Origin of the sequence: Paenibacillus sp. NRS-1760 (genome assembly GCF_050467785.1) — a bacterium.
In the GTDB taxonomy this organism is placed as follows: Bacteria; Bacillota; Bacilli; order Paenibacillales; family Paenibacillaceae; genus Pristimantibacillus.
This window is the reverse complement of the sequence record NZ_JBITPK010000006.1, coordinates 276636-302848: the sequence shown is the minus strand read 5'-3', so window position 1 is coordinate 302848 and position 26213 is coordinate 276636. Positions and strand designations below refer to the sequence as shown.

Genomic DNA, 26213 nt, shown 5'->3' with positions numbered 1-26213 from the left:
CCATGAAAAGATGGAGGCTGCTGCTGCCGATGCTCATTTGTATACTGGCAACCGGCTGTTGGAACCGCGTAGAGCTGAACGATATTGCGATTATTGCTGCTACCGGCCTTGACTGGAAGGATGGGAAATGGGTGGTGTCCTATCAAGTCGTCCTTCCGCAAGCCATCTCCACTCAGAGCGCGAGCACAAGCACAGCGGCGGTCCACGTTTTTTCAACGAAAGGTGAAAGCATTCGAAGCGCGGTCAGCAAGGCGAGTCAAGAGACGTCGCGCCGTCTCTACTTCTCACATACTCAAATTGTCATTATCGGTCAGGATGCTGCGCGAAAAGGGCTGGGACCACTCCTAGACACCTATTTGCGCAATCATGATTCCCGCGAGACGGTGAATGTTTTCTTGTCGAAGGGGAGCGCGCGCCGAATGATGGAGCAATTGATCCCGCTTGAGAAAATTCCAGGCGCAGCCATTCAACGCATGATCAATAATGAAGAAATGAACAGCTCTACCTTTCATCAAATGACCATTCATAAAATACTTCTGGATTTGCTTGGTACGACGCAGGCCACAGGCATACCAGGCTTAGTTGTGTCTGGTACGAATGAGAGTGTGGACAATGCTGGGCAACTCGCTTACACTAGTACACCCTCCAAGGTCAGATTATTTGATTTGGGTCTCATTTCAGGTGACAAGCTGGTAGGCTGGATCAGCAATGAAGAAAGCCAAGGCGTGATGTGGCTCGCAAATCATGTGAAAAAAACGACAGTTCCATTTGCATGCTCAGAGGATAAGAGCGAGCAAAAACTTTCATCTATTCGCATTACTCATGCGAGTACCAAGCTGACTCCCAGACATTCAAGCGGCAAATGGCTGATGGATGTAAGCGTAACTGCTACTGGAACGCTGATGGAGTACAATTGCGAGGGAGATCTCACGAATCCCAAACAAATAGTGAAGCTACAAAAACGGGTTGAGGACGAGATCGTTGCTATTATGCAAAAAGGGTGGGGCGCTGTTAGCAAGTACAAAACGGATGTAATCGGCTTTGGAAGTACCATTCGCAATAAATATCCAAAGCAGTGGGTAGAAACGGCTGCTAGCTGGTCAGAGGAATTTCCAAACATCGAATTAAAGCTAAAAGTAAAGGTGAATCTGAATTCAACAGGCATGAGCGGAAGCGGATTTAAGAAAGCGCAGGAGAAGGACGACTTATAAGTAGAAAGGAGACCCTATGCAGCAGATTGGTAAAAACCAGCTTTCTATTTTGATCATCGTTTTTTTAATCGGCAGCACCCCTTTGTTCGAGCTCGGCATAAAGGCGAAGCAGGATGCTTGGCTGGCGATGACGCTTGCTGCGATTGCTGGTCTGCTGCTTACCGTTATGTACGTCCAGGTGCAGAAGCGCTCCCCGAATTCGGAGCTTGCTGAGCTTTATGTTATACACTTCGGAAAATGGATCGGCGGCTTTGTAGGGATGCTTCACGCGTTATGGTTTGCTTATGAATCGATGCGCAACGTACGGGACGTCGGGGAGCTTACGATGACGGCGCTGCTCACCTTTACGCCGAAATGGATTGTTATGCTGCTTATTATTAGCACCGCGGCTTATGCCGTTAGTAAGGGCGTTGAAGTATTTGTCCGTGTCGTGCAGCTGCTGTTTCCGATCGCAGCACTTAGCTATACTTTTATAATTTTGCTCTTGTTTATTGCCAGATTGCCGAAAATCACGCATTTGCTGCCGATTTTGGAACATGGGATCGGGCCTGTCGTGAAGGCGGCCTTTCCGGATTTGTTATCATTTCCGTTTGGGCAAATGGTTATTTTTTTCGTTTTTTGGAAGCACGTCAGCGAGAAGAAAATGATCGGACGTGTCACTTACAAGGCTTATGTTGGCGTATCCCTATTTCTAATTCTAATGAATACAATTACGCTATGCGTATTGGGGCCAGAGCTGTCCTCGCTTACAGCACTGCCGCTGCTTGAGGTTGTGCAGTTAATTAGTCTGGCTAATATATTGGAACGGCTTGATGTGCTCGTAACACTGCTGCTTTTTATCGGTCTCTATGTAAAAATGACTGCGCTATACATGGCATCGGTATTCATGTTCAATATGATCACTGGTATTGCCTACCGATATTGTGTGCTGCCCATTGGTCTCATTATTTATGGGGCGTCGTTTATCGAACCAAATAATACCACCCATATTTGGATCGGACTCGATATTACGCTGAAGATTGCCCCTTTATTTCAAATCGTGCTGCCGCTGCTTATGCTTTTCGTCGGAATACGCAAGAAATACAAAAAGGCAGCATGATTGAAAGTTGCGCACAGTGCTCACCCAAGCGGATAGGCTGACATATTTTATAGGTAAGTAAGCCGTTTATACTTGCTTGAGGAGGATACGCGTGAGCGATGCCAATAGCTGCATGACAAGCATTATTCTCGTTACCTACAATAAGCTTGAATACACGAAGCAATGTGTGGAGAGTGTTCGGAGACATACGCAGAGAGGCAGCTATGAGCTGATTATTGTAGATAATGGTTCGACGGATGATACGGTAAAATGGGCTAAAAGCGAGAGCGATATCATCGTAATCGACAATGGCTGCAATGCTGGTTTTCCTAAGGGCTGCAACCAAGGAATGGCCGCGGCCTCGGGCGATCTTCTGCTGCTGCTAAATAACGATACAATCGTAACGCCAAGCTGGCTTGACGGTCTCAAGCGCTGCTTATTTAGTGATGAACGAATCGGGGCGGTCAGCCCCGTTACGAATTCGGCTTCCTACTGGACGACGATCCCGGTCACCTATACGACGATAGATGAAATGGAGCTGTTTGCTTCGGCACTGCATGCCAACCCTGACAGAACAAAATGGGAGGAGCGCGTGAAGCTGGTCGGCTACTGCCTTCTGCTGCGGAGAGAAGCATGGGAGAAAACGGGATCGCTCGACGAGATCTTCGGAATCGGCAATTTTGAAGATGATGATTATAGCCTGCGGCTCCGGCTGGCGGGATATAAGCTGATGCTGTGCGGCGATACGTTTATTCATCATTACGGGAGCATCTCCTTTAGCTCAGAGCCAGAACAATATGTACAAAACTTCAGAAAAAATGCTATTGTTTTTATGTCCAAATGGGGCTTTGACCCTGGTGATGCAACGTATATACGAATGGATTTAAGCACCGTAATTGAGCGGGAATCGTATGAGTACAGACGCGAGAATTGCTCGATTATGGAAATAGGTTGCGGTTGCGGAGCTACGATATTGCATATGAAAAAGCATTTCCCAACCGCAATATGGTACGGAGTTGAACGTAACGAGCTGGCGGCTAGAGTAGCAGAAGCTTCGGGAATTACCGTATTCCGCTCGAATGATCCGAAGGATTGGAGGCTGCCTGCTGAAGGTTTTGACGGCATCGTAATCGGAGATGCTCATGCATACGGGACACCGCAAGCAATGAAAAGTCTAGTTCGTCTTCTAAAGCCTGGCGGCTGGCTAGTCGGGTGTTTTGCCAATCGTTATTATTTCGACAATATTCGGCAATATTTAGATCCTGCTAATGCACAAGCACAGCATCAAGCGGCATCACAGTACTCAGCAGAACAAGTTAGCCAGCTTTATTTGCAGGCTGGTTTTACCTATGTGAAGATTACACGTGCGGATAATAAACCGCAGGAGCAGCTAGAATACATCCATCTGCTAGAGCGGCTAACGTCTGAAGAGATGTCAAAAGAGCTGACAGCTGCTTATTTGCTCGTATATGGACGCCTTGCTTCTGCAGTAGAGATCCAAGATACGGCAGACTTAGAAGGTTCGAAGGCTGCTGAAGAAGCAAAGGTTGAATGGCTGGATGAGCATGTTGATCTAGGGCAATGACAGCGGGTGCAGGAGCTGCACGTTCTGGCTGCCGCATAGTAAGAGGATGAGTATCGCGGCTTGATGATAATCATTTTCAAAAAAAACTAGCATTAAATGCGGGTTTTGCTATACAATGAATGGTATTGACGAAACCGAATATGTTCCGGGGAGCTGGTTAGGCCGGCTGAGAGGGGATTTTCTATACAATTCCGACCCGTTAAACCTGATCTGGATAATGCCAGCGTAGGGACAGAAGCTCTGTTTAGCAAGCAGGCGAGATCAAATTGATCAAGCATTTGCTGTATAAACAGCTGCACAGCCAATGATATGGCGTCCTCCGGATTAGGGGGACGCTTTTTTTTGTTGCGATTAGAATGATGCAGCCATGGAACCGGATACTACGAGGAGTCGTCGCCTATAAGAATCGAAGCATGGAGAGGGGAACAACATCATGAATCAGAAAAAAACAGGGCATTTGTCGTGGAAAATCGTGGCCGCGATGCTAGTGTTCGTATTGGCGCTGGCAGGCTGCGGCGGTGGCGCTGGGAACAAGGGCGAACAGCCGAAAGAGCAAGAGGGAACAGCGGACAAGCCGCTAGAGAAGGTGCAGGTTGTACTCGACTGGACACCAAATACGAATCATACCGGACTTTATGTAGCTAGAGATAAAGGTTTTTTTAAGGAGCAAGGCTTGGATGTTGAAATTATTCAACCAGGACAAAGCGGTGCCGATCAAATGGTCGCTTCGGGCAATGTGCAGTTTGGCGTAAGCTATCAGGAGTCAGTCACGATGGCGAGAATTGCCGGCGTGCCGCTCGTATCGATCGCCGCTGTCATTCAGCACAACACCTCAGGTTTTGCTTCTCCGCTTGCAAAGGGAATCGATTCACCTGAGAAATTTGAAGGAAAAACGTATGGCGGCTGGGGCGCTCCTGTTGAGGAGGCGGTCATTCAATCGCTTATGCAGGAGAAGGGTGCAGATGTGAGCAAAGTAAATATGATAAGCATCGGCGACGGCGACTTTTTTACAGCAGTGAAACGGGATATTGATTTTGCATGGATTTACTACGCATGGACTGGCGTGGAAGCAGAGCTGCGCGGCGAGAAGATCAATATGGTTTATTTAACAGACTACAGCGACAAACTGGATTATTATACGCCGGTAATCGTGACGAACGAAGATTTGATTAAGAATAAGCCGGAAACAGTCAAAGCGTTTACTGCTGCCGTATCCAAGGGCTACCAATACGCGATCAGCAATGCGGAGGATGCAGCAGAAATTTTAATAAAAGCAGAGCCGGATTTGAACGCAGAGCTTGTGCGCGCCAGCCAAAAATGGTTAAGCTCCAAATATCAAGATGACGCGCCGCGCTGGGGCGAACAGAAGTTAAGCGTATGGGAAAACTATGCGGCATGGATGTTTGAGCACAAGCTGCTGGAGAAGGAGCTTGAAGCGGAGAAGGCATTTACGAACGAATTTTTACCACAATAAGCTATTCGAACATATGGAGGGCGGGAAAGCCCACTCTCACTTACAACGATGAGAAAGAAGGAAATCAAATGGCAAACGCATTAGTAAGTATTCAAATATTACCGACAACGCCAGGCGGCGAAAGTGTTATTCCTTACGTGGATCGTGCAATTGAAATCATTAAAGCGGCAGGTGTTCCTTATCGTGTAGCACCGCTTGAAACGACGATGGAGGGTGAGCTGAGCCATCTGCTCAGCGTCGTGCAGTCGATGAGCGAGGCGATGGCGGAGATGGGCTGCCCGTCCGTTATTTCACAAATTAAAATTTACTACAATCCGGCAAACGGCGCTTCCATGGGCAGGCTGCTGGAGAAATATCCAGATGGGCAATAAGAAATCGATTTGGCCGAAAATTTGGAAGCCGGCAGCACTGCTGATCGTGCTGCTCGTCTGCTGGCAGGCAGCTGCATGGCTTGGATTATTTCAACAATGGGAGTTTCCATCACCAATTTCAATTGTACAAGAGGCCATCCAAATTTGGCCAAGGTTAATGATGCATACGGGAGCAACGGTGAAAATCATGCTGCTCGGCTTTGTGGGAGGATCGGCGGTGGGCTTCGTGCTCGCCGCTTTGCTGCATTTAATTCCTGGGGTTCGATCGGCAGTATACCCCTTGCTCGTGCTGTCGCAAAACGTTCCCATCATTGCGATCGCTCCAATTTTGACGATGCTGCTAGGTTATGGAATGCTGCCAAAGGTGCTGCTTGTGATCATGGTGTGTTTCTTCCCGATCACAGTTGCCATGCTGAGCGGCCTCATGAACACCGATGCGCAGCTTCGTAATTATTTGCAAATGATCGGCATTCGCAAATGGCAGTTGTTCTGGAGATTGGAGCTTCCTCATGCGATTGTTCATTTGTTTTCCGGCTTGAAAATTGCGGCCTCTTACAGCGTACTCAGTGCAGTTGTGGCCGAATGGATAGGCACGAACAAAGGACTTGGCGCATTTATGATCATCTCGTTCAAAGGCTTTATGCCTGATCGAGTGTTTGCAGCAGTTATCATTATTGTTGCGATCAGCTTGACGTTATTTGGGCTAATAACCTTAGCGGAGCGTCTTGTCATACGTTGGCGCCCTGAGAAAGAGGTGAGCTGACAGTGGTCAATCGTGCAGAGCATCATTCAGTGACGCTTCAAACGCAAAATATTCGAATGAAGTTTGGCAAAGGACAGATGAGCAAAGAAGTGCTTGGCGGGTTATCCATTTCAATAGCAGATGGGGAGTTCGTATCGATTGTAGGGCCGTCCGGCAGCGGAAAAACAACCTTGTTTCAAATTATCGGCGGTTTGGAACGTCCTACGGAAGGCGAAATTTGGATCGATGGCAAGCAAACGACGGGCGAACGCGGACATATTTCCTATATGCCGCAGCAATCGTCGCTGCTTCCATGGCAAACCGTTGCAGGCAATATAGAGTTGTCTCTTACGATCTCTGGCGTTGATAAAAAACTCGCGAAGGCGAGGACAAAGGAATGGCTCGAGCGAATCGGGTTGCAGGAATATGCGGATTCTTATCCGCATGTGCTCTCTGGAGGAATGCAGCAGCGGGTTTCTTTCCTCCGGGCACTGCTTGCTCCGCAGAATCTCATGCTGCTGGATGAACCGTTCGGCGCACTGGATGCCTTGACGCGGCAGCAAATGCAGCAGTGGCTTATGTCGATCTGGGAGCTGAACCGAAGATCGGTGCTGCTCGTTACCCATAGTATTGAAGAGGCTTTGTTTCTATCGGATCGGATTATTGTGCTGTCACAATCGCCGGCAGTCGTGCTGGAGGAATTTCAAGTGCCATTCGAGCGTCCGCGTCATGAGTCTTTATGGACAGACCCACGGTTTTATGCGTTGAAGCAGCGCATTTATGATCTGCTTAAGACGGGTGCGAAGGAAGGAAACGTAAAGATGGCGATACAAACAAGCAATGATCCGCGCGAAGGGCAATTGTACTCGGAATCTCCTCAGCAGGAAGGCACATGCATAGACGCGCATATTCATATTGATTTGTATGAAGCAGAGCAGCGTGATGAGCTTCTAGAGCGTGCGTTCGCAGAAGGTGTAGCAGCTGTGATTGCCGTATCTATGCATTTGGAATCGTCTATTGTGAACCGTGACATTGCCCTGCGTTACGCAGGACGTGTGCACCCTGCTTATGGTTTCCACCCAGAGCAGCCCATACCTGCCGATAAGGAGCTTGATGAGCTATTCGATTGGATTCGTTTGCGTCATGAAGCAGGGGAACGGTTTGCAATTGGCGAAGTAGGGCTGCCGTATTATACGCGAACAGAAGCGCAGCAAGCTGGGGGAAATATCGTTTTTGATGAGAATCCATACCTGCATCTGTTGGATCGTTTTACTGCGCTGGCAGTCGAACTTGATCGTCCGATTGTATTGCATGCAGTATATGAGGACGCCGGCAAAGCTTGCGACATTTTGGAGCGGCATGGTGTTCGCAGAGCGCATTTTCATTGGTTCAAGGGCGATGCTGAGGTTATCCGGCGAATGGCGGCAAACGGCTACATGGTGTCGATAACGCCAGACGTCGCTTACGAGGCAGAAATACAGCAGCTTGTAAGGGAGTATCCCACTCAGCTGCTGATGGTGGAGACGGATGGGCCATGGCCGTTTGAGGAAATCTATGCGGGTCAGCCGACGCGGCCTGCAATGGCTGCAGATGCAGCGAAGCATATTGCGAAAATAAAGCAGCTGCCAGCTGTGCAGGTTGCGGAAATAATGCTAGCCAATACGCGCCGCTTTTATGGACTCCTATAGTATTCCATTCATACAGAAAAGGCCGCTCCATCAGAATGAATAATCTGAGGATGCGGCCCTTTTATATTTAAAATACAAAAAAACATAGTGGTAGAGACGACCTTTCGTACCACTTTGTCCATTTCCACTTGCGCTTTCACAGCATACAAAGATATGGACAGGGAATAGATGGCAAGCCAAAGTGGACAGCAGAAAGGAGACAGACGATGGCACAGCTGACGAAACAACAATTTATTGAACAATTAGCTCCGACAGTTATAAGAATAAGGCGAGAAGGATCAACGATGTTTCCATCCGTACGTTTAGCGCAAAATGTACTCGAAACCGGCGGTGTTATTCACCCGTGGTACAACTTAGGCGGTATCAAGGTGGGCAGTGGACAGACGAATGCATATTGGCACGGAGAAGCGGTCGTTAAAGGAACATGGGAGGTCGTCGATGGCCGAAGCGAGAGTACTCGCGCTGCTTTCCGAGCCTATGAGAGCGTCTATCATTTTTATAAGGATTTGGATTTGCTGCTGGCTACTTCGCGTTATGAGCGTGTTCGCAAGGCAGTGACGCCAGAACAGCAAGCTGACATGCTGTACGCATGCGGCTATGCGACAGATCCGGCTTATCCAGCCAAATTAAAATCCATTATTTCACAGTATGGATTGAAAAAATATGATGCTTTAGGCAGCACGCCGCTGCCTAAGCCAGAAAAGCTGAAGGATGCAGAGCTTGTTGTCGTTTTGTACAAGGGGGAGGTTATTTCAGAGGGTTACTTGCTCAAGGGTACAACTTGGGTACCGGCAAGGCTGCTTGGTGAAGCGCTCGGAGCGAAGATTGATTGGACGGGGAAAAAGGTTACCGTAAACGGCAAAGAGCTCGACTCGATATTGTCCGAAGCGACAGGTTATGTACAAATACGGGATCTGTCCGCAGAGCTTGGGTTAACCGCTAGTTGGGAACCGGCTGCGCGAGTCATATTGCTGTCGCAGGTGAAGGCAGGCAGTTAGTTAAGCGATTTAAGCTTCTGCCATCCTCTACAAAATAAGCAAGAAGCCAGCGGATCATCCGTTGGCTTCTCTTTTTGTGGTGCAGTTTAGAAATCATGCTATGGAATGAGCAGTTTATTTGCCTTTCTTGGATGCAGCCCAAAATGCGAGTACGACAAGGGGGATAAAAATGTACCACGGAATGGTAATTGTACCGCCAACAATAACAGCGAGCACCATCACGATCAAGACACCGAGAATAATGTAAAGACAGCCTCTGCCGAACGTTTCCATCATTAATCGCCTCCTAAAGCTTAGGTTTTGCCAGGGCAAAACCTCCTTCGCAAGCAGTCACTTCTTGAGAGTATATTCGGTAATAACGTTTTTATGGGTGACATGGTTCCAAAAATTGAAGGGACAAAGAGGCTGCTGTATGAAATCAAACGGCCCAAAACAAACAAAAAAATGACCCGCATCGCTGCGGGCCGGTGTCCTAGATCTATATATCAACAGTGGGGTTGATGTCTCTTAGTATAAAAAATGAACCTTAACGCAGCATTAAAAATGTTTGTCGGTTTGTTTACAATAGCGTTCGTTACGAATGGCCGGAATCGTCCAATAGGTTGCCATTCTCCAGATCCATTCCATCGGTCCCATTTTGAAAAAGGAAAGCCAGACCATACTGAATATCATTTGGATAATATAAATGCCGATGCAAAGCAGTGTCGTTTGAATAGGGCTAAGCATGCCATTTAAATTAAAAAATGCTGCCGCCATAAGCACGATAATCGTTTGCCCTAAATAGTTGGTTAATGCCATTTGGCCATAGGCGCTTAAAGGTTTGAGCAACGTACGAATAAATGGATGTTGAACAGCCCGAACGAGAGTCGTGACATAAAATAAAGCGACAAGAAGACCTATAAATGCGGCTGCCCCTTGATATATTTGCATGGCTATCATTTCAGATGAAGAGCTGCCTTCCTCAATCACCATAAAATTTTGCTCGGGTAGTATACGGTACTGGATAAAGGTACCAACAGCGGCCATTGCAAAAGAGATCCAATGCAGCTTACGAATCGTAGATTTTGACTCTGCAAGACGTTGAAACACCTTATATTGTCCAGTTGCAAGCCCAAGCAGAAATAAAGGTAGAATAAGCAATAGTTTGCCTCCTAGAAAGGCGGCAGGAAGTATAAGCACCAAAGCGATAATCAAATTGATTTTTGGTTTAAGCTTGTAGAAAGGAAGAAGGATAAAGCCGGCAATTGCGTAAAGAAACAAGGCCTCTCCAGGATGGAATTTCTGATGAACAAATCCTATGGCTAGCAAAAAAATAAGCCGGCGAATAAATAAAAGGTAGCCGTTATTGCCTTTCTCGATCGCTTTAGATAGAAATAAATAAAAGCCTACGCCAAATAAAAAGGTGAATATGACATAGAAACGCGACTCTACCGTCAAATCTAGGATACGAGACATATACCAATTAGCAGTCCCCGCTTCAGCTGGCGCTACGTTAAGAAGGGGCAAAATATTGACAAGCAAAATGCCAATTAAAGCAAAACCTCGCAAATAATCAAGCGTTTCAATTCGTTTGTTTTCAGAAATAGGGTTCAAGCAGCATACACTCCTAATCTTTACTTTGAATATAAAATGGTTTGGACTTTATTTTAAAAGGAATCTTTCCCTGTGAAAATTACAACAATAATTACAGCAGCGACAGTTCTTATCGTTTTTAACCATTGATTCATAAGTGGTTGCCTCCTCTGATATTCAATAATCTATTTCCTATCATAAAGAAAAAGACGATAGGCAGCCATCGATTAGAGTGACATTAAAGGTGACAAGATTGTAAGATGCACTCTAGGTAGAAACAGAAATAGGACGGAGCAGATTAAGCAGCTGCTCCGTCCTATTTTTAAGTAAACTGACTAATGTATCTGGTTATTGTCTGGAACAAAACGTCCATGCTCCGGAACCGCAATTTCTTTGAATTTTTTCGTTAGGAGCTTGAGATTATCAGACAAGGTTGCGCCAAACATCGGTTCCCCGTGACCGGTAATCGCCAAATTCGGATTCAGATCTTTGAGATTTCTAACGGATTGCTCGGCGGCTTTCCAATTCGTCGTAAAGTATTTAGGGGGACCGCTAATTTCCTGCTCCTGTGTGATGACCTTATATAGCGATTCCTGCTTAACTGTTGCAAATGCGTCACCAGCAATCAAAGTGCCATCCTCAGGACGGAAAAATGAAGTATGTCCTGGTGTATGCCCCGGCGTATGAATATACTTCCAGCCTGGCATTCCCGGCACGCTGCCGTCTGTTGGAAAGGGATGTACTTTGTCGTCGAGGTGAATTCCTTTATGGGGGAAGAAAGTAGAAAGCTCAGACAAGAGACCGCCATGTACAGAGGAGTCCGCGGGCGGATAATCGGATTCTCCGGTCAAATAGGGCAGCTCCAGCTTGTGCGCGTACACGGGCACATTCCAGTGTTCAATTAATTCAATAATGGCACCGACATGATCGAAATGGCCATGAGTAAGCAGAATCGCTTGAGGAGCGGAATCAAAGCGTTCCTCTGCTTCTTTAATAATTTTATGCGCGGATCCTGGCATGCCTGCATCAATAAGAGCCCAGCCCGCTTCTGGTCTCTTTGGATCACCAACAAAACAAATATTGACGAATTGGATTGAGTAACAATAAACATCAGGCCGATAAGCAAGTCCATTTCCACTAGCAGAAGTCGTTATCGGCACAAAAGAATGCTCGAATGAGCTCTCCAACGTAAAACGCCTCCTTTTTCATCATTCTCTTGTATAAACTGTCCAAATGACTATTGGTTATGCTTTTGGCTTAAGCAGATCATTATTTTTAGAATGAAATAATAGCGATTGGTACAAATTAAGGTGCATTATTTCTAGGAGGTGATGGTCATGGAGAAAACATATGATTTACCCAAATTTCCGGAGTCTTATTGGTCAGAAACGTCGAGTCGGCAATCTTCATACGCCATACTTGAAGAAAATATAGAAGTCGATATTGCCGTCGTTGGAGGCGGGATTTCGGGTGTAACAGCTGCTTATTTATTAGCTCAGGAAGGGTTTAAAGTTGCGCTCATAGAAGCGGGTCAGCTTCTTAATGGAACAACGGCGCATACAACTGCGAAGATAACAGCGCAGCATGATCTTATTTATGATGAACTTATGCAGAAAGCTGGAGCGGAAAAGGCAGCATTATATTACAAAGCGAACAATGACGCCCTTCAATTCATTAAGGAAACAATCAAGCTGCATAAAATGGAATGCGGATATTCCGTACAAGATGCGTATGTTTATACCGATTCAGAGGCATACATAACTAAGCTTGAGAACGAGATGTCTGCTTATTCGTCGCTCGGCATTCCTGGCTCTTTCACCGATCAAATTCCTTTGCAGATCCCAGTCAAAGCGGCTGTCATCATGCAGGATCAAGCGCAGTTTCATCCATTGCAATATTTGTATGAGCTTGTGCGGAAGTTCGTGGAAGCAGGTGGATTTATTTATGAGAAAACGACAGCTATTGACGTAGAAACAGGTCCATTGCCGGAAGTGATTACAAGCAAAGGACACCGTATCAAATGTAAGCATGTCGTATCTTGTACTCATTTTCCATTCTTTGATGGGCATGGATTTTATTTTTCAAGAATGCATGCAGATCGTTCTTATGTACTCGGCATTCATGTTGAGGATGACATTAAAGGCGGCATGTACATAAGCGCTGAGGACCCGAAGCGCTCCATTCGCTATGTAGAAACGTCGAAAAACACAAGGCTGCTTCTCATTGGCGGTCAAAGCCATAAAACAGGCCAAGGGATTTGTACAATTAATTATTATGAGGAGCTGAAAAGATACGCGGAGCACCATTTTCGGGTAAAGGAAATTGCGTATCGTTGGTCGGCCCAGGATCTTGTTACTGGTGATAAAATTCCGTATATTGGCCGAATAACGGAATCTTCCACTAATGTTTTTGTTGCGACGGGCTATCGTAAATGGGGCATGACGAATGGCACAGCCGCCGCTTTGCTTATTAGAGACTTAATTATGAAGAAGGATAATGCATATGAGGAGCTTTATGCGCCTTCACGCTCGATGTCGCTCGGAACGATCGCGAATCTTATTGTAGATAACGCTGATGTGGCGAAGCATCTTATCGCTGGCAAACTCGAAATGGCTCATAAGCGTGCGGAGGATTTGGCACTGGATGAAGGCAGTGTCGTGCTTTTGCATGGAAAAAGAGCAGGAGCTTATAAATCAGAAGATGGAAAATTATTTCTCGTAGACACAACTTGCACACATATGGGCTGTGAAGTGGAATGGAATAATGGGGATCGCACATGGGATTGTCCTTGTCATGGCTCTAGATTTGCGATTAATGGCGATGTGATGGAGGGGCCTGCAGAAGAGCCTTTAAAAACCTTGCATCTTCGGCATTAAAAATGAACCCAGATGCGTCAAACCATTCCGAATAAGAAAGGAGTACATCTGTGAAAAAAAAGTGGGACTTAGCAGCTTTAGCATCCATCCCATTAATTATGACGCTCGCTAACTCAATGTTGATTCCCGTATTGCCCTTAATGAAGAAAAAACTGAATATCTCTTCTGTGCAGTCGAGCTTAATCATAACGGTTTATGCTGCAGTCTCGATTATTTGTATTCCAATCGCTGGGTATCTGTCAGATCGTTACGGACGGAAAATAGTCATTATTATAGGCTTGTCCATTGCAGCGATTGGAGGACTGATATCAGGCTTAGCTGCTTGGTTGATGCATTCCCACGTTTATGCGGTCATTTTGGCAGGAAGATTTATACAAGGGATTGGTGCTGCAGGCGCTTTTCCAATTGTCCTTCCGTTAGTAGGTGACATGTTCGAGAGTGAGGAGGAAGTTAGCAGTGGGCTTGGGATGATTGAGACCTCCAATACATTTGGAAAAGTGCTCAGTCCGGTATTAGGTTCGGCGCTTGCCCTAGTTATATGGTACTTGCCTCTTGCTGTTATTCCGTTCATATCATTAATTTCAATCATTGGGGTTATTTTCCTCGTAAAGGAGCCTAAATCAAAGCAAAAGAAAAAAGAAGAGAGCAATTTAAAAAAGTTTTTTCAATCCATTAAATCGATACTCGCTGAGAAGGGGCACTGGCTTTATGCAACCTTTGCCATCGGTGGTCTTGCAATGTTCATTATGTTCGGATTTCTATATTACTTGTCATCAGTCTTAGAGGACCATTACAAAATCGAAGGCATTTGGAAAGGATTGCTGCTAGCCATTCCTTTAAGCGCCATATGCCTTGCTTCGTTTATCACTGGAAAAATCGTAGGGGAAAACAAAGCGAAAATGAAGTGGTTTATTGTCATCGGCACTGCTGTACTTGCGGGGATGATGCTGGTTTGTGGAATCATCAATACAAAAGGGATGTTTTTTCTAATTACCTTTATGTTTATAAGTGGAGCTGGTATTGGATTAGCCTTGCCGAGCTTGGACGCTTTAATAACGGAAGGGATAGAGAAAAAACAGCGAGGCACCATTACCTCGCTGTATAGCAGCACGCGTTTTATAGGCGTAGCCGTTGGTCCATTGATTGCATCAGTATTGCTCAAAAACGAAGCATTGCTATTTTATTTGTTTGCGGGATTTGCATTGCTATGCTCCATACTGGCCTTGTTGACGATTAAGCCAAGCAAGCAGAAATCGGCCTCGTGAGAAGGAGTATATATGATCAGCTGCATGCTATTCCATCTTCATCACGATCCAATTTTAAGGAGTATCCGGGGTCTCCTTTATGTAAAGGTGCGGCCCCAGCTGCTTTAGCAGCTGCACAATTGGCATAATAAACGGTTTCTTCTGTTGGCTTCGGCTGCTCCATCGCTTCATCAATAACGAATAATACACGCGTTCCGTCCTCTAAATCAGTCAAAAGATTTCCAATCCACGAACCAGCGCCGCGATTATCCTTAGGAGAAACATAAGCGATATCCGCACCAGCACCGCCTTCTTTGCACATGGCCATCGGCCATTCATCTCGATCATAGCCTTTTTTGGTTGGAATACCCCGTAACGAGGCTTCACGATTAGCATTAGCGCCATCTCGATCGATCGTACAAACGGCTGAAGCACCTGCACGAATGGCTGCTGCAATATGCGCCATCGTCTCTGGATAACGATCAGTAGGCAAATGAATCGTCATTCCATACTCTGAAGCAGTGGAAGCCGGGTTTGAATCAGAACTGATAATGAATTGTCCGCATCCTGTGAGGATAAGCGTGAGGGTGAGTAATGCGGCTAACAATGATCTCATGATGGGTCTCCATTTCTAGTCATTTGAAACCATCATACAATACAGCTTGCAGTCACGGATAGGATGAGGTTTACAATACTGTGCAAAAACGGATAATTTCGAATATAAAATGAATTTATCGAAGAAAAAAAGAAGACCTATCGAGTAGGTCTTCGGAGGAAGTGTATGAGGATAATTTAGAAGCTCTGTGTTTAGAGGGTTATCTGCCGTAACCGCCGAATGCACCACAAGTGCAAGCGATAATAACCAACAAGATGAAAAGGACCAGAATCGTACCAGTGTTAGTGAAAGCACCGCCAACGTGACCGGACATTTTTCATAGCACCTCCTTTGAATTGAAGATTCTATAGGTTATGCTCCACTTTTTCTTTTTGATTGGGTGTTTGTTATAGAGACTTTTTATATATGTCACTAGCCGATGAGAGCCCTTTGTGATGGAGAATTTGGAGATTTAGTAGGAATTCAGCATATGGGATACGCTTTATTTTGTCGAATACGATATCTCGGACGTTACCGAAAGAAGAGACGGGTGTAGGCATGGGATTGTTGTCGATGATCAACTTTATCTCTGGTGCCATTGCGATGAGCCTAATTGGCAAATTGCTTGATAAAGGTTCATCATCCTTTCACTTAAATCCGGTTGTGACGAATCCAACAGCGTATGTGTACAGTAATATTTTTGTTGTACTAAGTATTGTAATTGTTGTTGCAATCGTTATATATCGTCTGCAGTTTGGAGCAGCCAAAGCTGTTGCGCGATCTAATCAATGATGTATATTCTTGTTAATTGAAATACAACAAATGCTGCTGCGCCAAACATTAATAGTCGACCTGTATATTTTGCAACTTTTTCTGCGACCTGTTCTGCTTCTTTCATCTTGGGAGATTCTTCTCCATAGGATCGTTTCTTTAAGGAGAGTAATACAAATACAAGGAGCATGAGCCCGAAGAAAAGATATTTTGCTAGCGTAGTATCAAACAACGAAATGAATAAATGAAGCAAAGCCTTCCATGGATTGAATTCGCTGGAGAAAAACAGGAGCATCACCTTCTTTACCTAATTATTGGAATTATACCATTTGAATAGTGGATGATTACAGGTTTTTTTTGAGAATGCTCGATGCAGAGTCTAACAAAATAAAGTAACAGCATTCATAAGAAAAAGGGGTGCTCTCCAAGTAGGTTTGCCTACTAGGGGAGCGCCCCTTTGTTCGATTTATAATGGCATTGTCCATACAATTTCAGCGATTCGAACGCAAGCCTGACGGCTGTGTAATTGCAGGAGCACATGGTCTGGTTTTACGTCAATGATAGATCCTTCGATTGCTCCCCTCGTTGTTTCGAGTAATACGCAGCGACCAGTTAAGCGCATGAGGGCTTCTACTACATAAGGATCAATGGCCGATACAGTTTGAATTTGAACGGGATTACTCTGAACTGGACTGACGTTGCTTGGTTGATACAAATTATCCACTCCTTAAATATAGGTTCTAACCCATCATATGCAGATGTCTAGTGCATGGAGTGGGCTAAAGCCCTGTATTATTATTCGATTCGTTTGACATACATAAAAGTAATAAATAGGTACAACATACTATTTTTAAAAAACCGATAATACTAAAATATGAGAACTATAGTAGATACAATTTATCCAACCCTTTTATCCAAACCTGACGGCAATCACGTTCGGATTCATTTCACTCATTCGTCTCACTGATCTCACCGAAATCGCATATCATCCTAAGCTCACATCTATCTCTAACGAACTGTATCCTGCTTATTTAGCATAAAACTGCCTTTCTGAAGTTTTAACGAACCGTATAGACGTTATAGCTTGCTGAAGATGGTGTTATGCGTTACTTTTCTCGAAATAAGGATACTGGAGTTCGTTAAAATTTTAATCCCTTATAAATGGGTTAAATAAGAGCTGCTGGGTTCGTTAGCTATAGGTCTAGTAGGAGAGAGCATTGTTGGAAGCAGTGAAATCAAAGAAAAGCCTTATCAACCAAACAAAGTAAGGGCTGTTCCAAACGTAGATAGATCTACTTCTGAGCAAGCCCCTCTTTATTTTGGTTGAGTAATGAAGATTTTTTGCTAACGATTACTACATTATCGGGTATTGAAGAACTAACTTTAATCATCACCATAAGTATAGTTCACTATTTTTTCTTACTTTTCTTATTGAAACTCCACATGTGATTGAGCCATTATGCAATTAAAAGGAGTGCAGTTATTGCTAGGTAGTTGTTTGTTTAATATCATTTTGGTAATTACAGTTCCAATTAAGAGAAACACCAGTAACGCTGAATATGATCAAGAGACCTGAGTCCATGAGTGATCACATCCTTAGATTAATTTTATAAATCGATGTACTGCTCCTTATTAAAGACAGGTAATACCTAAACCGAAATCATTTTCAGCATAAAAAATGTAAATATGAGCACTATAATTATTGGGCAATAAAGGACTATAACAATAATTATTGGAGGTTCATTCAATGAGCGTGAAAAAGAATGCTGCTGATTTTCTAGAAAATCAACAATTGGAGCAAGCACAGCAAGAGGTTCAGGTGGCGCATCAATTGATGCAAGTAGAGAGTCAAGAATTACTAGAAGCGGAACAGCTCCTGCAAACGGAGATTCAACATGTTTTGCAGGCTCAACAACAAGTGAAACAAGAACAACAAGACATTCAAGCAGCACAACAATTACTACAACAAGCACAAGCTGCTGCTATGGCTTCTCAAAACAACCCACTTCAAGACTCCTAAGAGCTAAAGTGTTGAAACGCAATGGCAATGAAATAAGTGAAGATGAAAAGCCTTCGGATAAATCTGTAGGCTCTTTCATGTGTTCGTGATCAAGATTCGTGTGATTCGTGTGGTAGGGGACATATGTAGGATTAATTAATTATGAAACTGGTTCATATTGAAAATCAAGATTCTGAGTCGTCTTGTTTTGCTAATTTAATAAAACTTAAAACAATAACTATTAACTGTAAAGTTAATAGAAAAAATTCGATTATATAATTTCTATTTCTACTCATCGCAATGCCTTCTCTCGACAAATTCTTTGATAATTCCACTAAATTTTAACATACAAAACAAAGTAAGAATACACAATTTGAGCAAAAAATAGGGTGATATTATTGGATTGATGTAGAATCAGAAATTGAAACTTCAACTAAAGTGTTACATCGTTAGAACCAGAATGAGGGGAAACTAAAAAAAGGGCCCCGATTAAGAGCCAATTCATAAACCAAATCATGAATAAAAATCATGCTATCCGCGTTGTAACAGTAAATAGCCGGATACAGCTGTTGTTCTCTTGCTAACAACTACAATAAAGCCGTTCTTCTTCAAGCATTTTATTGCAGGGATAAGGAGCGAGCCTGAAGTTAGTTTGCTTTCACAAGGTTTAGCACTGCCGATGACACGGGAAGCAGTAATTTTGCGAGCAGAACCGGGGATTAGCGGGTTTCTTGTCCAGGATACTAATACTAAATCAGGTTCTAAAGGAATACCTACAGAAGACATATCTATCACCTCGCTTTCACTAGACTCTGTATCAAATGCTGGAGGATGATAGATTGTGACTTAAATGATGCCTTTTTTTGAGATACATTGAAATGATAGATTGATAAGTAGTATAAAATTAAAAGTAAATCAGAAAAAAGAGCCGTCAGGATGTTTTCCTGCGAATTTGCGAATCACTCACTGTAAACTGGTATTAAAAACGTCAAATTCTTAAGTAAATTAAGTTTAGCTGGTTATCGTAAACTTTTAAAACGATTACATAATATATTTCGTTCAAGGGAGATAGTACTATATCATTAATTAAATATTGCATTTTATTTGTTCGACATAGCAAAACGTAAAATTTGGAATTTGGTTAGGGTACCTCGCTTGTTAATTTCATTATACAGGTGAAAGAAAGGTGTAAAGAGTGTAGAATATGCTCAATAGATTTCCTCTTTTAAGTGAGGTGAGGAATTACGATGTTAACAATTGAACGTTATTTGACGCTATACGGGCGGTTTGCGAGTGAGCTTGGAGCTGGGGCAGCGGCAGAGGCATCACTTGAGAAAATAGCTGAGGCGCTGTATTGTACGGAACGAAATGCCAAGCTTGTCCTCCGCAAACTGTCAGAGGAAGGCTTCATTGAGTGGAAGGCAGGAAGAGGCAGGGGCAATCGATCACAGATTACCTTCCAGAAAGACCGGGAGAAGCTGCTTCTGGATCTGTCACGACAGTATGCTGAAGACGGTGATTATAATAAGGCTTTTCATCTTCTCCAGAACTTTGGGGAAGGAACGGCGGCAAATGAGAAATTTATGGAGTGGATGAGAGGCAGCTTTGGCTTCCACAAACAGCAGGGGAAACTGGCCGATGTGCTGCGCCTTCCTATTACAAGGACGATCATGACCCTGGATCCGGCAGAATGTATCTTTTCATTTGATGCGCATATCATTCAGCAGATTTGTGACAGACTTGTCGTGCTGGAGGAGAATACGGGCCGGATATTGCCCTGTATCGCCCATGAGTGGGAATGCAATGAGGATGCTACTGCATGGACTTTTCATCTGAGGAAAAGCGTATTATTCCATGACGGAACTGAACTTACCGCAGCTGATGTTGTCTTTACGATAGAACGTCTGAGAAGCGGAAAAATTAATAGCTGGATTATGCGGTCGCTGGACAGAGTCGAAGCCATATCAGAACGGATTGTACGCATTCAATTGCATAAACCCAACTGGTTATTTCTCAAATATGCCTGCTCCGTTGTAATGTCAATATTGCCCTCAGGCCTGCTGGGGCAAAGCGAAGAGATGTTCTGGAAGCGTCCCATTGGCACAGGCCCTTTCCAGATTGAAGAGTGGAACAGTGCAAGGCTGCTGCTTGAAGCAAATGTACAATATTTTCAATCACGTCCTCTTTTGGACCAGGTCGAAATCGTACATGTACCGCAGCATGAAGCTCTTAAGGCCAATGTGGCAAGTTGGAAGCAACTTATCTGTAATCCGAAGCAGCTGGCTGTGATGGAAGAGAACGGCTGGATCAAGCTTGAATCCAAGAACGTCTGTACGAGTATGCTGAGCTTTAACATGCAGAGAGCAGGACTTCAGCAGTCGGAGATGTTCCGCTCTATTTTAGATCAGCTGCTTGACCGGAATCGAATGATTCGCGAACTTGGAGGCTACCGGTATATGCTGGCCAAAGGTTTTTTCCCTAAATCAGAACCTTTTGAAGGAATAAGCGAAACAGGTTGTGATGAGGAGCTGCGCAAGCAGATTGTCCGATATGGATTCAATCAATCGCCGATTACGTTATGTTCGCATACGAGTAATGAGGCTGATGCCCGATGGATTCAGAAGCAGTGTACCGACTATGGCATTAAGATGCAGGTTCGTGTTGAGTCACCGGAGAATGTGCTGGATGAGGTTGATTTGACGCTGTATTCGCTCGTATTTCCTGAGGATGAGGTTAGTTTGATCGAGAGCTGTGAACAGGAAGACAGCTTCTTGAAGAGACTGATGACGCCGGAGCTTTCGGTTTGGACACTTGATCGATTTGATGAGGCGCTTGCTTGCAGGAATTCGCCAGACCGAATGGCTATTTACACAGAAATTGAAGAGAGAATTCGGGAGGAGTACCAGGTCTTATTCTTGCTTCATAGTAAATTTTATACCGACTACCATCCTTCTTTAAAAGGAGTCCGGATCAATTCGCTCGGCTGGATTGATTTCAAACACATTTGGCGTGCCTAACAATTGGTTCCTCTTTTTACATCTTTAAAATAAAGAATGAGATTTAGAAAATCCCCCTCAAAAGCCATTTAGAGGAGGATTTTTTTCATTGCTTACATCTGATTAACTAAAAGACTCAGCAACCTTTATAAAAGTTTCTTGCTTATATTCTACTGATTTTTCTTGAATGCTTTTAAAAAAATTATGAAATGTTAAAGTTCATTGAACAATACGAGTACTGCTTAAGGAGATCACGCGAATTATTCGCAGTTAGACCCATTATGGTGAACCTTACCCAAAATAAGAAAAAAAGCATTTCTTGGATATTTCATTATTTTAAAAATCCTTGTATCTTTTTTTTAATTAGGTTGTCTTATATTGAGAGGCGTATCGATATGACAAGCGGGATGGGGCTGAAGGATATGCAAATAGGTAACTGAACGGAATTGATAATACACGGTTGGGCGAGACCCTAATTTGTTGTCAATGAAAAGCCATAGGCAGAGAGCTAAAATCCATAGGATTTCGACAACTGGTTGCCATTCTTGTCTCACAAACAGGGAGAAGTCTCCATAATAGTAGGGAGGCTTTTTTCCTGTTTTTGCATGTGAGTTGGATTTTCAATATCGTTATAAATGATGGCGTTTATTACATTTGTGCAAAATCTTCTGGCTGCATAGCATCCCATTCATCGCTTCGATATGCTTTACCATTATATCTTACATAATACAGCATATTCAGGTTTTTAATTTCTTGTTTTAATACTTTCTTATCAAATGGTCCGTTTCCGAAAATTTCATTTAAATCTTCGTTTAGTAAATTTAAAATTTCGTCCGGCATCATGGCGTTGCTGTTATCGATAAGTTCTACCCCTGAGTACTCCAAGTTCATTTTAATTTTAAATCCCGAACTGACAATCCCTTTTATTATTAATGTGGAGTTACTTTTTGGTTTTTGTTTAATTTCATCAAAAAACACAGAACAATTAATACCTTCTGGAATCAAGGGAACACCTCATATCTATTTTTACTCCTTAACAGGAGTCTATTAGTATTGTACACCTAATTTATTTATTTCTCTCTCTTATTTAAGATTCTTCTTTATTATTTTAAAATCCAAGCATTGCTGGGCATGGTTTTATCGTTAATCTTGCCTAGATACTATTTAACTGGAAGAGAAGAGATTGGCAAAAGGATAGAGATGACCAAGAAGTGGTGAGTTTAAAATGGAAGCGGCTAGTTTAATCTAAGCAGAAAGAGTCGGAACTGATATTAACTGTTTGGAATTGGGATCATGGGGTGGCTAAAAAAATGGATGCACCAAAAAGTTGTAAAAAAAGATCGCCGCGAAAAAAGTTGCTTTGGTCAAGACTCCTATTTGTAGACATTGCAAAAAACACCTAGACAGAAAGCTGACGTCTGTAAGCAACAGGCATCAGTTTTTTTAGTTTTCTCTGCGGTCGCTCGTTATTATAGAAATGCAAATATTCTTCAATTCTCCTTTGTGCCTCTTCTAAACTTCGGATATGATAAGGATAGAGTGCTTCCGCTTTTAAATGCGAAAAGAAGCTCTCCATAGAGGCATTGTCATAACAATTGCCTCGGCGGGACATACTGATTCGGGCGCCAACCTTCAGCAGCATGTCTTGGTAATCGTAGGACGTGAACTGGAATCCGTGATCGCTGTGAACGATCAATCCAGTCACGTCTGTTTCCTTTTTAAACGCTTTCTCAAAGGTTTGTAGGACGAGTTGGTTATCATTACGAAGGCTCATATGAGAAGCTACGAGTTCTCCGTTATACAAATCCTTAATGGCAGATAAATATATCCATGTATCGACCACGCGGTATTGAGTGACATCCGTTACCCACTTTTGTTTAGGCTTATCCGCTTTAAACTCCCGCTGAAGCAGGTTTTCCGCAACGCGTGCACCTACTGTGGTTTTATAGCTCTGACGTCGCTTCTGACGCATCTTAGAGCGAATCCCCATCTCTTGCATAAGCCTAAGAATTTTCTTGTGATTCACACGTTTTTCATAGTCTTGAAGCAAATGCATTTGAATCTGCCGATATCCATATACGCCATTGTACTTCGTATACACTCGTTTAATTAATGCCTTGAGATCTTCATCGCGATCTATAACTTTGCGCTTCAAGTAGGCGTAGTATCCGCTTCTGGAGACGCCAAACCATTTGCAGAGTTCAGTAAGAGGGTAGGATTCTGCTGCTGCTTCAATGACACGATATTTCGTTTTTGTACCTCCTGCATCCAGAAGTCCATATTCACCGAGATGTCTATATTTCCTCATCCAAATCTTCACACGATTCTTGTCATTAATATTTAGGTGATCCGCTATCTTTTGATACGACCATCCCTCTTCAACATGTAAGCGAATTGCCTCCACTTTCGTTGTATCTTCATAATGCTTAAACTTTTGCCCTTTAACCGCCACAAAAATACACCCCCTAGAATTTCATCGGAATAACCTAGGGGTTTTTCCAATGTCAATTCTAAGGGGTGCACTTCATAATGAAACGGATTCTTTTCTTGTTAACAGGCGTGAAGTTTTTATAATAAAGTTTGATCATTTTCTGGCTATGATCTTCAACAATCGCGCCCGATTGCGGAGGATTAAAGAGAATAAAGTTCTATTACTTTTTCTAGGGGAAATTGATTCGGAATACACATATCAACAAAATAGGGTAACTGCCATTTTTGAGTTTTCATCGCTTGTTTACTACTCGGACTGTCCCAGCTAGGATAAACTCTTATTGCCATTTTGCCCTTTGTTGAAGTAGACCTAAGAATGTTCTGTTTTAAAAGAATTTCTTTTGGAAAAATAAATTGCCCAAACTCATTTTCATTTTTAAAGGTAGTTATAACTAATAAATCAGGGGCTTCCTCATATAAGTAAGGTTGATTTTGATTATTTTCGTCCTTTTCCCAAAATGCAACAAACTGCCCTACTTTGGTAGGGGTTATATTCGAAACTCTGAATCGAACTGTTTTAGAAGATAATTGAAATGTACCAGCACCATACTTAGAATTTTGCTTTTCTTCTTGAACTGACTTTACAGTTAAGTGATTCGACTCATAAATCTTTTTATTTACATAAGTTAATGCTGTAAAAAAATTATTCATTTCTTCACTCCTAAAATTCACACAAGATGGCCCGATTGCTGAATTGTCATAATCCATCTTGTCGACGTAATTGTATCAAACTTTATTATAAATTATCGAACTTATTTAAAAAGATCAATCTTTATTATTAATTATCAAACGTACTCGTTGAGCTGATGATGCAAATTGCTGAGCTACAAGCTGAGGTTTCAGCTTTGAAAGGAGGGAATGCCTAATGCTGACGTTCTATAAGTTTAGGGTAGACAACGGTATGCTTCAGCTGTCTGAAGTGCCTAACCCCTATCAAAACCAAATGAGGTTACAAGGTTATACGGACACTGTTGAGGAAGGCGAGGATGAATGACCGATAACATTATTGTAATTTATGACAAGCTAGAAACGGATTTCTCTCATTTCGGGCTTGCTGTCATTCGAAACACCATTGATCAAGGGCCGCGCATCTTCCAGCGAATCAATGCTGATTTCACCTTGAATTTTCTGTACCATACACCGATGAAGCCGTTCCGTATCTTGAGGAGGTAAATATCGTTAAGGTATCCGGCCAGCTCTTTATTATCCGAATGAATAATAAGAGCAGAGACGCTTCTGGACAATTGATTGCTAAGGTTTTTGCTGAGCATGTTTGTACGGAGCTCATAACCGAGTATGTGCCGCTGCTTCAATATACAGGTGCTACAGCTTCCGCTATCGTAGACGGCATAATTAGCTAATACTCGATTTAAAGGCAATGCAGCAGCCGTTACGTCCTTACATGACTTTACAGTAGAGCGTAAGAGTGCAGCGTGGGGACTAAATCATTTTATAGCATTGTCTGATGCAGAAATGAAACGGGACAATGTTAATCTAACATATCGGTGCGGACAATGGCGTATGGATCAGCTACCGAAAAAACCTTAAGAGCATATCCCGCACTAAAGAGAGCCGAGGTGTCATTACTCGGCTTTTTGTGTACGGAAAAGATGGAATTTCTTTACCGCAGCCTATTGATAGTCCTCATATTGGCTTGTACCCGCGTCCCAAATGTGGCTGGTGACATTTGATGATATTGAGGCTTTACAAGTGCTGAAGACCAAGGGCGAGGCTTATCTAGCTACCGTTGACACGTATTTGCTTTCCTATGTTGCGGATGTTACTGAGCTTAAAGGCGTTAAGGGATACGGAGAAAGTGAAGCTTTCGAGATTGGCGATACAGTACACATTGATGAAGAGGATTTAAAAATAGAAGTGACGGCTCGCATTGTAGAATACGAGGAGTATCCTCTATCTCCCGAACGTTCACGGGTGGTGCTTGCTAATTTCCTTCCAAGCCCCACAGATACATTGACTAAAATGCAAGATACAGCAAGGGTTGTTGAGAGTGTGACAACAGGCGGTGGGCGCATTAGCACGGGCTGGATTGAAGGAAAGATAAACACTCTTAAAAATCAGCTTGTTGCGTCAGGGGCGTATGCGAGTGCTGAGTTGCTACTGAATGAAGGCTTTTTACTTGAAAATACGGATATGAACAGTCCAGATTATGGCGCATTGTATCTTGGCCCTGGTATCTTTGCCATCGCATCTGAAAAGGTTGGCGGCAATTGGAACTGGCGAACATTTGGCAAGGGATCGGGCTTCACGGCTGATGTTATTAATGCAGGCATACTAAATGCAAATCTTATTCGAATTAATTCGGAAACTACTTTTGATCCTGGCTATGATCCGAGTACAAAAGAAACACCATCAGCTGCTCAACAAAAAGCGAATGCAGCGAAGCAAGCAGCCTTTGAAGCGGCAGCGCTTGACGCTCAGAATAAAGCTACCGCGCGGCACGACAAGCAGCAGAGGCGGTTGCAGCAGCTAAAGCGCTGCTAGCGTAAGAGGAACCAATTGCTC

Annotated in this window: 27 protein-coding genes, 1 pseudogene and 1 riboswitch; of the genes and pseudogenes, 17 read left to right on the top strand and 11 right to left on the bottom strand. The window is 43.5% G+C overall.

Annotated elements, in window-relative coordinates; genetic code table 11:
• Positions 1 to 2 precede the first annotated feature (2 nt).
• The 8 genes from ACIFSR_RS03875 (at position 3) to ACIFSR_RS03840 (ending at position 9147) form a co-directional block, all read left to right on the top strand.
• Complete coding sequence (locus ACIFSR_RS03875) at positions 3 to 1211, top strand: Ger(x)C family spore germination protein (RefSeq protein WP_430055055.1); 1209 nt, start codon at positions 3 to 5, stop codon at positions 1209 to 1211.
• Positions 1212 to 1227: 16 nt separating this feature from the next.
• Positions 1228 to 2310 carry a GerAB/ArcD/ProY family transporter gene (locus ACIFSR_RS03870; RefSeq protein ID WP_430055052.1) on the top strand — a complete coding sequence of 361 codons (1083 nt, stop codon included), beginning with the start codon at positions 1228 to 1230 and terminating at the stop codon, positions 2308 to 2310.
• A gap of 91 nt (positions 2311 to 2401) precedes the next feature.
• The gene (locus ACIFSR_RS03865) at positions 2402 to 3874 is read left to right on the top strand and encodes a glycosyltransferase (protein WP_430055049.1); all 1473 of its coding nucleotides are present in this window, start codon (positions 2402 to 2404) and stop codon (positions 3872 to 3874) included.
• A gap of 136 nt (positions 3875 to 4010) precedes the next feature.
• Positions 4011 to 4123: riboswitch (TPP riboswitch) on the top strand.
• Positions 4124 to 4307: 184 nt separating this feature from the next.
• Positions 4308 to 5348, top strand: coding sequence for an ABC transporter substrate-binding protein (locus tag ACIFSR_RS03860; protein ID WP_339208852.1), 1041 nt, complete (start codon positions 4308 to 4310; stop codon positions 5346 to 5348).
• Between the two features lie 68 nt (positions 5349 to 5416).
• Positions 5417 to 5719: a thiamine-binding protein gene (locus tag ACIFSR_RS03855; RefSeq protein WP_054028091.1), complete on the top strand. Its 303-nt coding sequence runs from the start codon at positions 5417 to 5419 to the stop codon at positions 5717 to 5719.
• Positions 5709 to 6482, top strand: a complete 774-nt coding sequence (locus tag ACIFSR_RS03850; RefSeq protein ID WP_339208854.1) for an ABC transporter permease — start codon at positions 5709 to 5711, stop codon at positions 6480 to 6482. Before ACIFSR_RS03855 ends, ACIFSR_RS03850 begins: the two co-directional genes overlap by 11 nt.
• A gap of 2 nt (positions 6483 to 6484) precedes the next feature.
• Positions 6485 to 8149 (top strand): TatD family hydrolase, encoded by a 1665-nt coding sequence (locus ACIFSR_RS03845; RefSeq protein ID WP_430055045.1) that lies wholly within the window; start codon positions 6485 to 6487, stop codon positions 8147 to 8149.
• A 206-nt stretch (positions 8150 to 8355) separates the two neighbouring features.
• Complete coding sequence (locus ACIFSR_RS03840; protein WP_430055042.1) at positions 8356 to 9147, top strand: glucosaminidase domain-containing protein; 792 nt, start codon at positions 8356 to 8358, stop codon at positions 9145 to 9147.
• Positions 9148 to 9261: 114 nt separating this feature from the next.
• On the opposite strand, the gene ACIFSR_RS03835 is transcribed toward ACIFSR_RS03840, so the two are convergent.
• From ACIFSR_RS03835 to ACIFSR_RS03825, 3 genes are all read right to left on the bottom strand, one after another.
• Positions 9262 to 9423, bottom strand: a complete 162-nt coding sequence (locus ACIFSR_RS03835) for a hypothetical protein (protein WP_179089800.1) — start codon at positions 9421 to 9423, stop codon at positions 9262 to 9264.
• 261 nt (positions 9424 to 9684) lie between these two features.
• Positions 9685 to 10740 (bottom strand): DUF418 domain-containing protein, encoded by a 1056-nt coding sequence (locus tag ACIFSR_RS03830; RefSeq protein WP_430055040.1) that lies wholly within the window; start codon positions 10738 to 10740, stop codon positions 9685 to 9687.
• Between the two features lie 314 nt (positions 10741 to 11054).
• Positions 11055 to 11906, bottom strand: a complete 852-nt coding sequence (locus tag ACIFSR_RS03825; RefSeq protein WP_430055038.1) for an MBL fold metallo-hydrolase — start codon at positions 11904 to 11906, stop codon at positions 11055 to 11057.
• Between the two features lie 150 nt (positions 11907 to 12056).
• On the opposite strand from ACIFSR_RS03825, the gene ACIFSR_RS03820 reads away from it, so the two are divergent.
• Together ACIFSR_RS03820 and ACIFSR_RS03815 are read left to right on the top strand one after the other, a co-directional pair.
• Positions 12057 to 13595 carry an FAD-dependent oxidoreductase gene (locus tag ACIFSR_RS03820; protein WP_430055035.1) on the top strand — a complete coding sequence of 513 codons (1539 nt, stop codon included), beginning with the start codon at positions 12057 to 12059 and terminating at the stop codon, positions 13593 to 13595.
• 50 nt (positions 13596 to 13645) lie between these two features.
• Positions 13646 to 14860 (top strand): MFS transporter, encoded by a 1215-nt coding sequence (locus ACIFSR_RS03815; RefSeq protein ID WP_430055032.1) that lies wholly within the window; start codon positions 13646 to 13648, stop codon positions 14858 to 14860.
• A gap of 16 nt (positions 14861 to 14876) precedes the next feature.
• On the opposite strand, the gene ACIFSR_RS03810 is transcribed toward ACIFSR_RS03815, so the two are convergent.
• The 3 genes and pseudogenes from ACIFSR_RS03810 to ACIFSR_RS03800 all read right to left on the bottom strand — a co-directional run bounded on the left by ACIFSR_RS03810 (position 14877) and on the right by ACIFSR_RS03800 (position 15768).
• Positions 14877 to 15023 carry an excalibur calcium-binding domain-containing protein gene (locus ACIFSR_RS03810; RefSeq protein ID WP_430055137.1) on the bottom strand — a complete coding sequence of 49 codons (147 nt, stop codon included), beginning with the start codon at positions 15021 to 15023 and terminating at the stop codon, positions 14877 to 14879.
• Positions 15024 to 15032: 9 nt separating this feature from the next.
• Positions 15033 to 15455 (bottom strand): annotated as a pseudogene (locus ACIFSR_RS03805) (NucA/NucB deoxyribonuclease domain-containing protein); the annotation flags it as partial.
• Between the two features lie 199 nt (positions 15456 to 15654).
• Positions 15655 to 15768 (bottom strand): sporulation protein YjcZ, encoded by a 114-nt coding sequence (locus ACIFSR_RS03800; RefSeq protein WP_083681988.1) that lies wholly within the window; start codon positions 15766 to 15768, stop codon positions 15655 to 15657.
• Positions 15769 to 15941: 173 nt separating this feature from the next.
• Here ACIFSR_RS03800 and ACIFSR_RS03795 point away from each other — a divergent pair, with 173 nt between their 5' ends.
• On the top strand, positions 15942 to 16226 hold the full coding sequence (locus tag ACIFSR_RS03795) for a hypothetical protein (protein ID WP_430055029.1): 285 nt from the start codon (positions 15942 to 15944) through the stop codon (positions 16224 to 16226).
• A gap of 445 nt (positions 16227 to 16671) precedes the next feature.
• Here ACIFSR_RS03795 and ACIFSR_RS03790 read toward each other — a convergent pair whose 3' ends face one another.
• Positions 16672 to 16920: a DUF2642 domain-containing protein gene (locus tag ACIFSR_RS03790; RefSeq protein ID WP_339208868.1), complete on the bottom strand. Its 249-nt coding sequence runs from the start codon at positions 16918 to 16920 to the stop codon at positions 16672 to 16674.
• A gap of 1032 nt (positions 16921 to 17952) precedes the next feature.
• Between ACIFSR_RS03790 and ACIFSR_RS03785 the strand changes: the two genes are divergently transcribed.
• Positions 17953 to 18225 (top strand): hypothetical protein, encoded by a 273-nt coding sequence (locus ACIFSR_RS03785; protein ID WP_430055027.1) that lies wholly within the window; start codon positions 17953 to 17955, stop codon positions 18223 to 18225.
• 510 nt (positions 18226 to 18735) lie between these two features.
• On the opposite strand, the gene ACIFSR_RS03780 is transcribed toward ACIFSR_RS03785, so the two are convergent.
• Positions 18736 to 18990: a hypothetical protein gene (locus ACIFSR_RS03780; RefSeq protein WP_339208871.1), complete on the bottom strand. Its 255-nt coding sequence runs from the start codon at positions 18988 to 18990 to the stop codon at positions 18736 to 18738.
• A gap of 461 nt (positions 18991 to 19451) precedes the next feature.
• Between ACIFSR_RS03780 and ACIFSR_RS03775 the strand changes: the two genes are divergently transcribed.
• Positions 19452 to 21221 (top strand): ABC transporter substrate-binding protein, encoded by a 1770-nt coding sequence (locus ACIFSR_RS03775; protein ID WP_430055024.1) that lies wholly within the window; start codon positions 19452 to 19454, stop codon positions 21219 to 21221.
• Between the two features lie 627 nt (positions 21222 to 21848).
• Here the strand turns inward: ACIFSR_RS03775 and ACIFSR_RS03770 are convergent.
• The 3 genes from ACIFSR_RS03770 to ACIFSR_RS03760 all read right to left on the bottom strand — a co-directional run bounded on the left by ACIFSR_RS03770 (position 21849) and on the right by ACIFSR_RS03760 (position 24341).
• Complete coding sequence (locus ACIFSR_RS03770) at positions 21849 to 22205, bottom strand: hypothetical protein (RefSeq protein WP_430055021.1); 357 nt, start codon at positions 22203 to 22205, stop codon at positions 21849 to 21851.
• A gap of 394 nt (positions 22206 to 22599) precedes the next feature.
• Positions 22600 to 23652, bottom strand: a complete 1053-nt coding sequence (locus ACIFSR_RS03765) for an IS3 family transposase (protein ID WP_430055018.1) — start codon at positions 23650 to 23652, stop codon at positions 22600 to 22602.
• A gap of 179 nt (positions 23653 to 23831) precedes the next feature.
• Complete coding sequence (locus ACIFSR_RS03760; protein WP_339208877.1) at positions 23832 to 24341, bottom strand: MepB family protein; 510 nt, start codon at positions 24339 to 24341, stop codon at positions 23832 to 23834.
• 214 nt (positions 24342 to 24555) lie between these two features.
• Between ACIFSR_RS03760 and ACIFSR_RS03755 the strand changes: the two genes are divergently transcribed.
• From ACIFSR_RS03755 to ACIFSR_RS03740, 4 genes are all read left to right on the top strand, one after another.
• The gene (locus ACIFSR_RS03755; RefSeq protein ID WP_430055015.1) at positions 24556 to 24684 is read left to right on the top strand and encodes a hypothetical protein; all 129 of its coding nucleotides are present in this window, start codon (positions 24556 to 24558) and stop codon (positions 24682 to 24684) included.
• Positions 24681 to 24863 carry a hypothetical protein gene (locus ACIFSR_RS03750; RefSeq protein WP_430055013.1) on the top strand — a complete coding sequence of 61 codons (183 nt, stop codon included), beginning with the start codon at positions 24681 to 24683 and terminating at the stop codon, positions 24861 to 24863. The genes ACIFSR_RS03755 and ACIFSR_RS03750 overlap by 4 nt, the downstream gene beginning before the upstream one ends.
• 328 nt (positions 24864 to 25191) lie before the next feature.
• Positions 25192 to 25374 carry a hypothetical protein gene (locus ACIFSR_RS03745; RefSeq protein ID WP_430055135.1) on the top strand — a complete coding sequence of 61 codons (183 nt, stop codon included), beginning with the start codon at positions 25192 to 25194 and terminating at the stop codon, positions 25372 to 25374.
• On the top strand, positions 25362 to 26192 hold the full coding sequence (locus ACIFSR_RS03740; RefSeq protein WP_430055010.1) for a phage tail spike protein: 831 nt from the start codon (positions 25362 to 25364) through the stop codon (positions 26190 to 26192). The genes ACIFSR_RS03745 and ACIFSR_RS03740 overlap by 13 nt, the downstream gene beginning before the upstream one ends.
• The last annotated feature ends 21 nt before the right edge of the window (positions 26193 to 26213 follow it).

What these genes read in the sequence shown, in the direction of transcription:
- ACIFSR_RS03760 (WP_339208877.1), bottom strand. Translation starts at nt 24,341, where the DNA reads ATGAATAATTTTTTTACAGCATTAACTTATGTAAATAAAAAGATTTAT.
- ACIFSR_RS03860 (WP_339208852.1), top strand. Translation starts at nt 4,308, where the DNA reads ATGAATCAGAAAAAAACAGGGCATTTGTCGTGGAAAATCGTGGCCGCG.
- ACIFSR_RS03810 (WP_430055137.1), bottom strand. Translation starts at nt 15,023, where the DNA reads ATGGAGCAGCCGAAGCCAACAGAAGAAACCGTTTATTATGCCAATTGT.
- ACIFSR_RS03870 (WP_430055052.1), top strand. Translation starts at nt 1,228, where the DNA reads ATGCAGCAGATTGGTAAAAACCAGCTTTCTATTTTGATCATCGTTTTT.
- ACIFSR_RS03775 (WP_430055024.1), top strand. Translation starts at nt 19,452, where the DNA reads ATGTTAACAATTGAACGTTATTTGACGCTATACGGGCGGTTTGCGAGT.
- ACIFSR_RS03840 (WP_430055042.1), top strand. Translation starts at nt 8,356, where the DNA reads ATGGCACAGCTGACGAAACAACAATTTATTGAACAATTAGCTCCGACA.
- ACIFSR_RS03740 (WP_430055010.1), top strand. Translation starts at nt 25,362, where the DNA reads ATGTGGCTGGTGACATTTGATGATATTGAGGCTTTACAAGTGCTGAAG.
- ACIFSR_RS03875 (WP_430055055.1), top strand. Translation starts at nt 3, where the DNA reads ATGAAAAGATGGAGGCTGCTGCTGCCGATGCTCATTTGTATACTGGCA.
- ACIFSR_RS03835 (WP_179089800.1), bottom strand. Translation starts at nt 9,423, where the DNA reads ATGATGGAAACGTTCGGCAGAGGCTGTCTTTACATTATTCTCGGTGTC.
- ACIFSR_RS03855 (WP_054028091.1), top strand. Translation starts at nt 5,417, where the DNA reads ATGGCAAACGCATTAGTAAGTATTCAAATATTACCGACAACGCCAGGC.
- ACIFSR_RS03780 (WP_339208871.1), bottom strand. Translation starts at nt 18,990, where the DNA reads ATGTCTTCTGTAGGTATTCCTTTAGAACCTGATTTAGTATTAGTATCC.
- ACIFSR_RS03755 (WP_430055015.1), top strand. Translation starts at nt 24,556, where the DNA reads ATGCTGACGTTCTATAAGTTTAGGGTAGACAACGGTATGCTTCAGCTG.
- ACIFSR_RS03850 (WP_339208854.1), top strand. Translation starts at nt 5,709, where the DNA reads ATGGGCAATAAGAAATCGATTTGGCCGAAAATTTGGAAGCCGGCAGCA.
- ACIFSR_RS03785 (WP_430055027.1), top strand. Translation starts at nt 17,953, where the DNA reads ATGAGCGTGAAAAAGAATGCTGCTGATTTTCTAGAAAATCAACAATTG.
- ACIFSR_RS03800 (WP_083681988.1), bottom strand. Translation starts at nt 15,768, where the DNA reads ATGTCCGGTCACGTTGGCGGTGCTTTCACTAACACTGGTACGATTCTG.
- ACIFSR_RS03820 (WP_430055035.1), top strand. Translation starts at nt 12,057, where the DNA reads ATGGAGAAAACATATGATTTACCCAAATTTCCGGAGTCTTATTGGTCA.
- ACIFSR_RS03750 (WP_430055013.1), top strand. Translation starts at nt 24,681, where the DNA reads ATGACCGATAACATTATTGTAATTTATGACAAGCTAGAAACGGATTTC.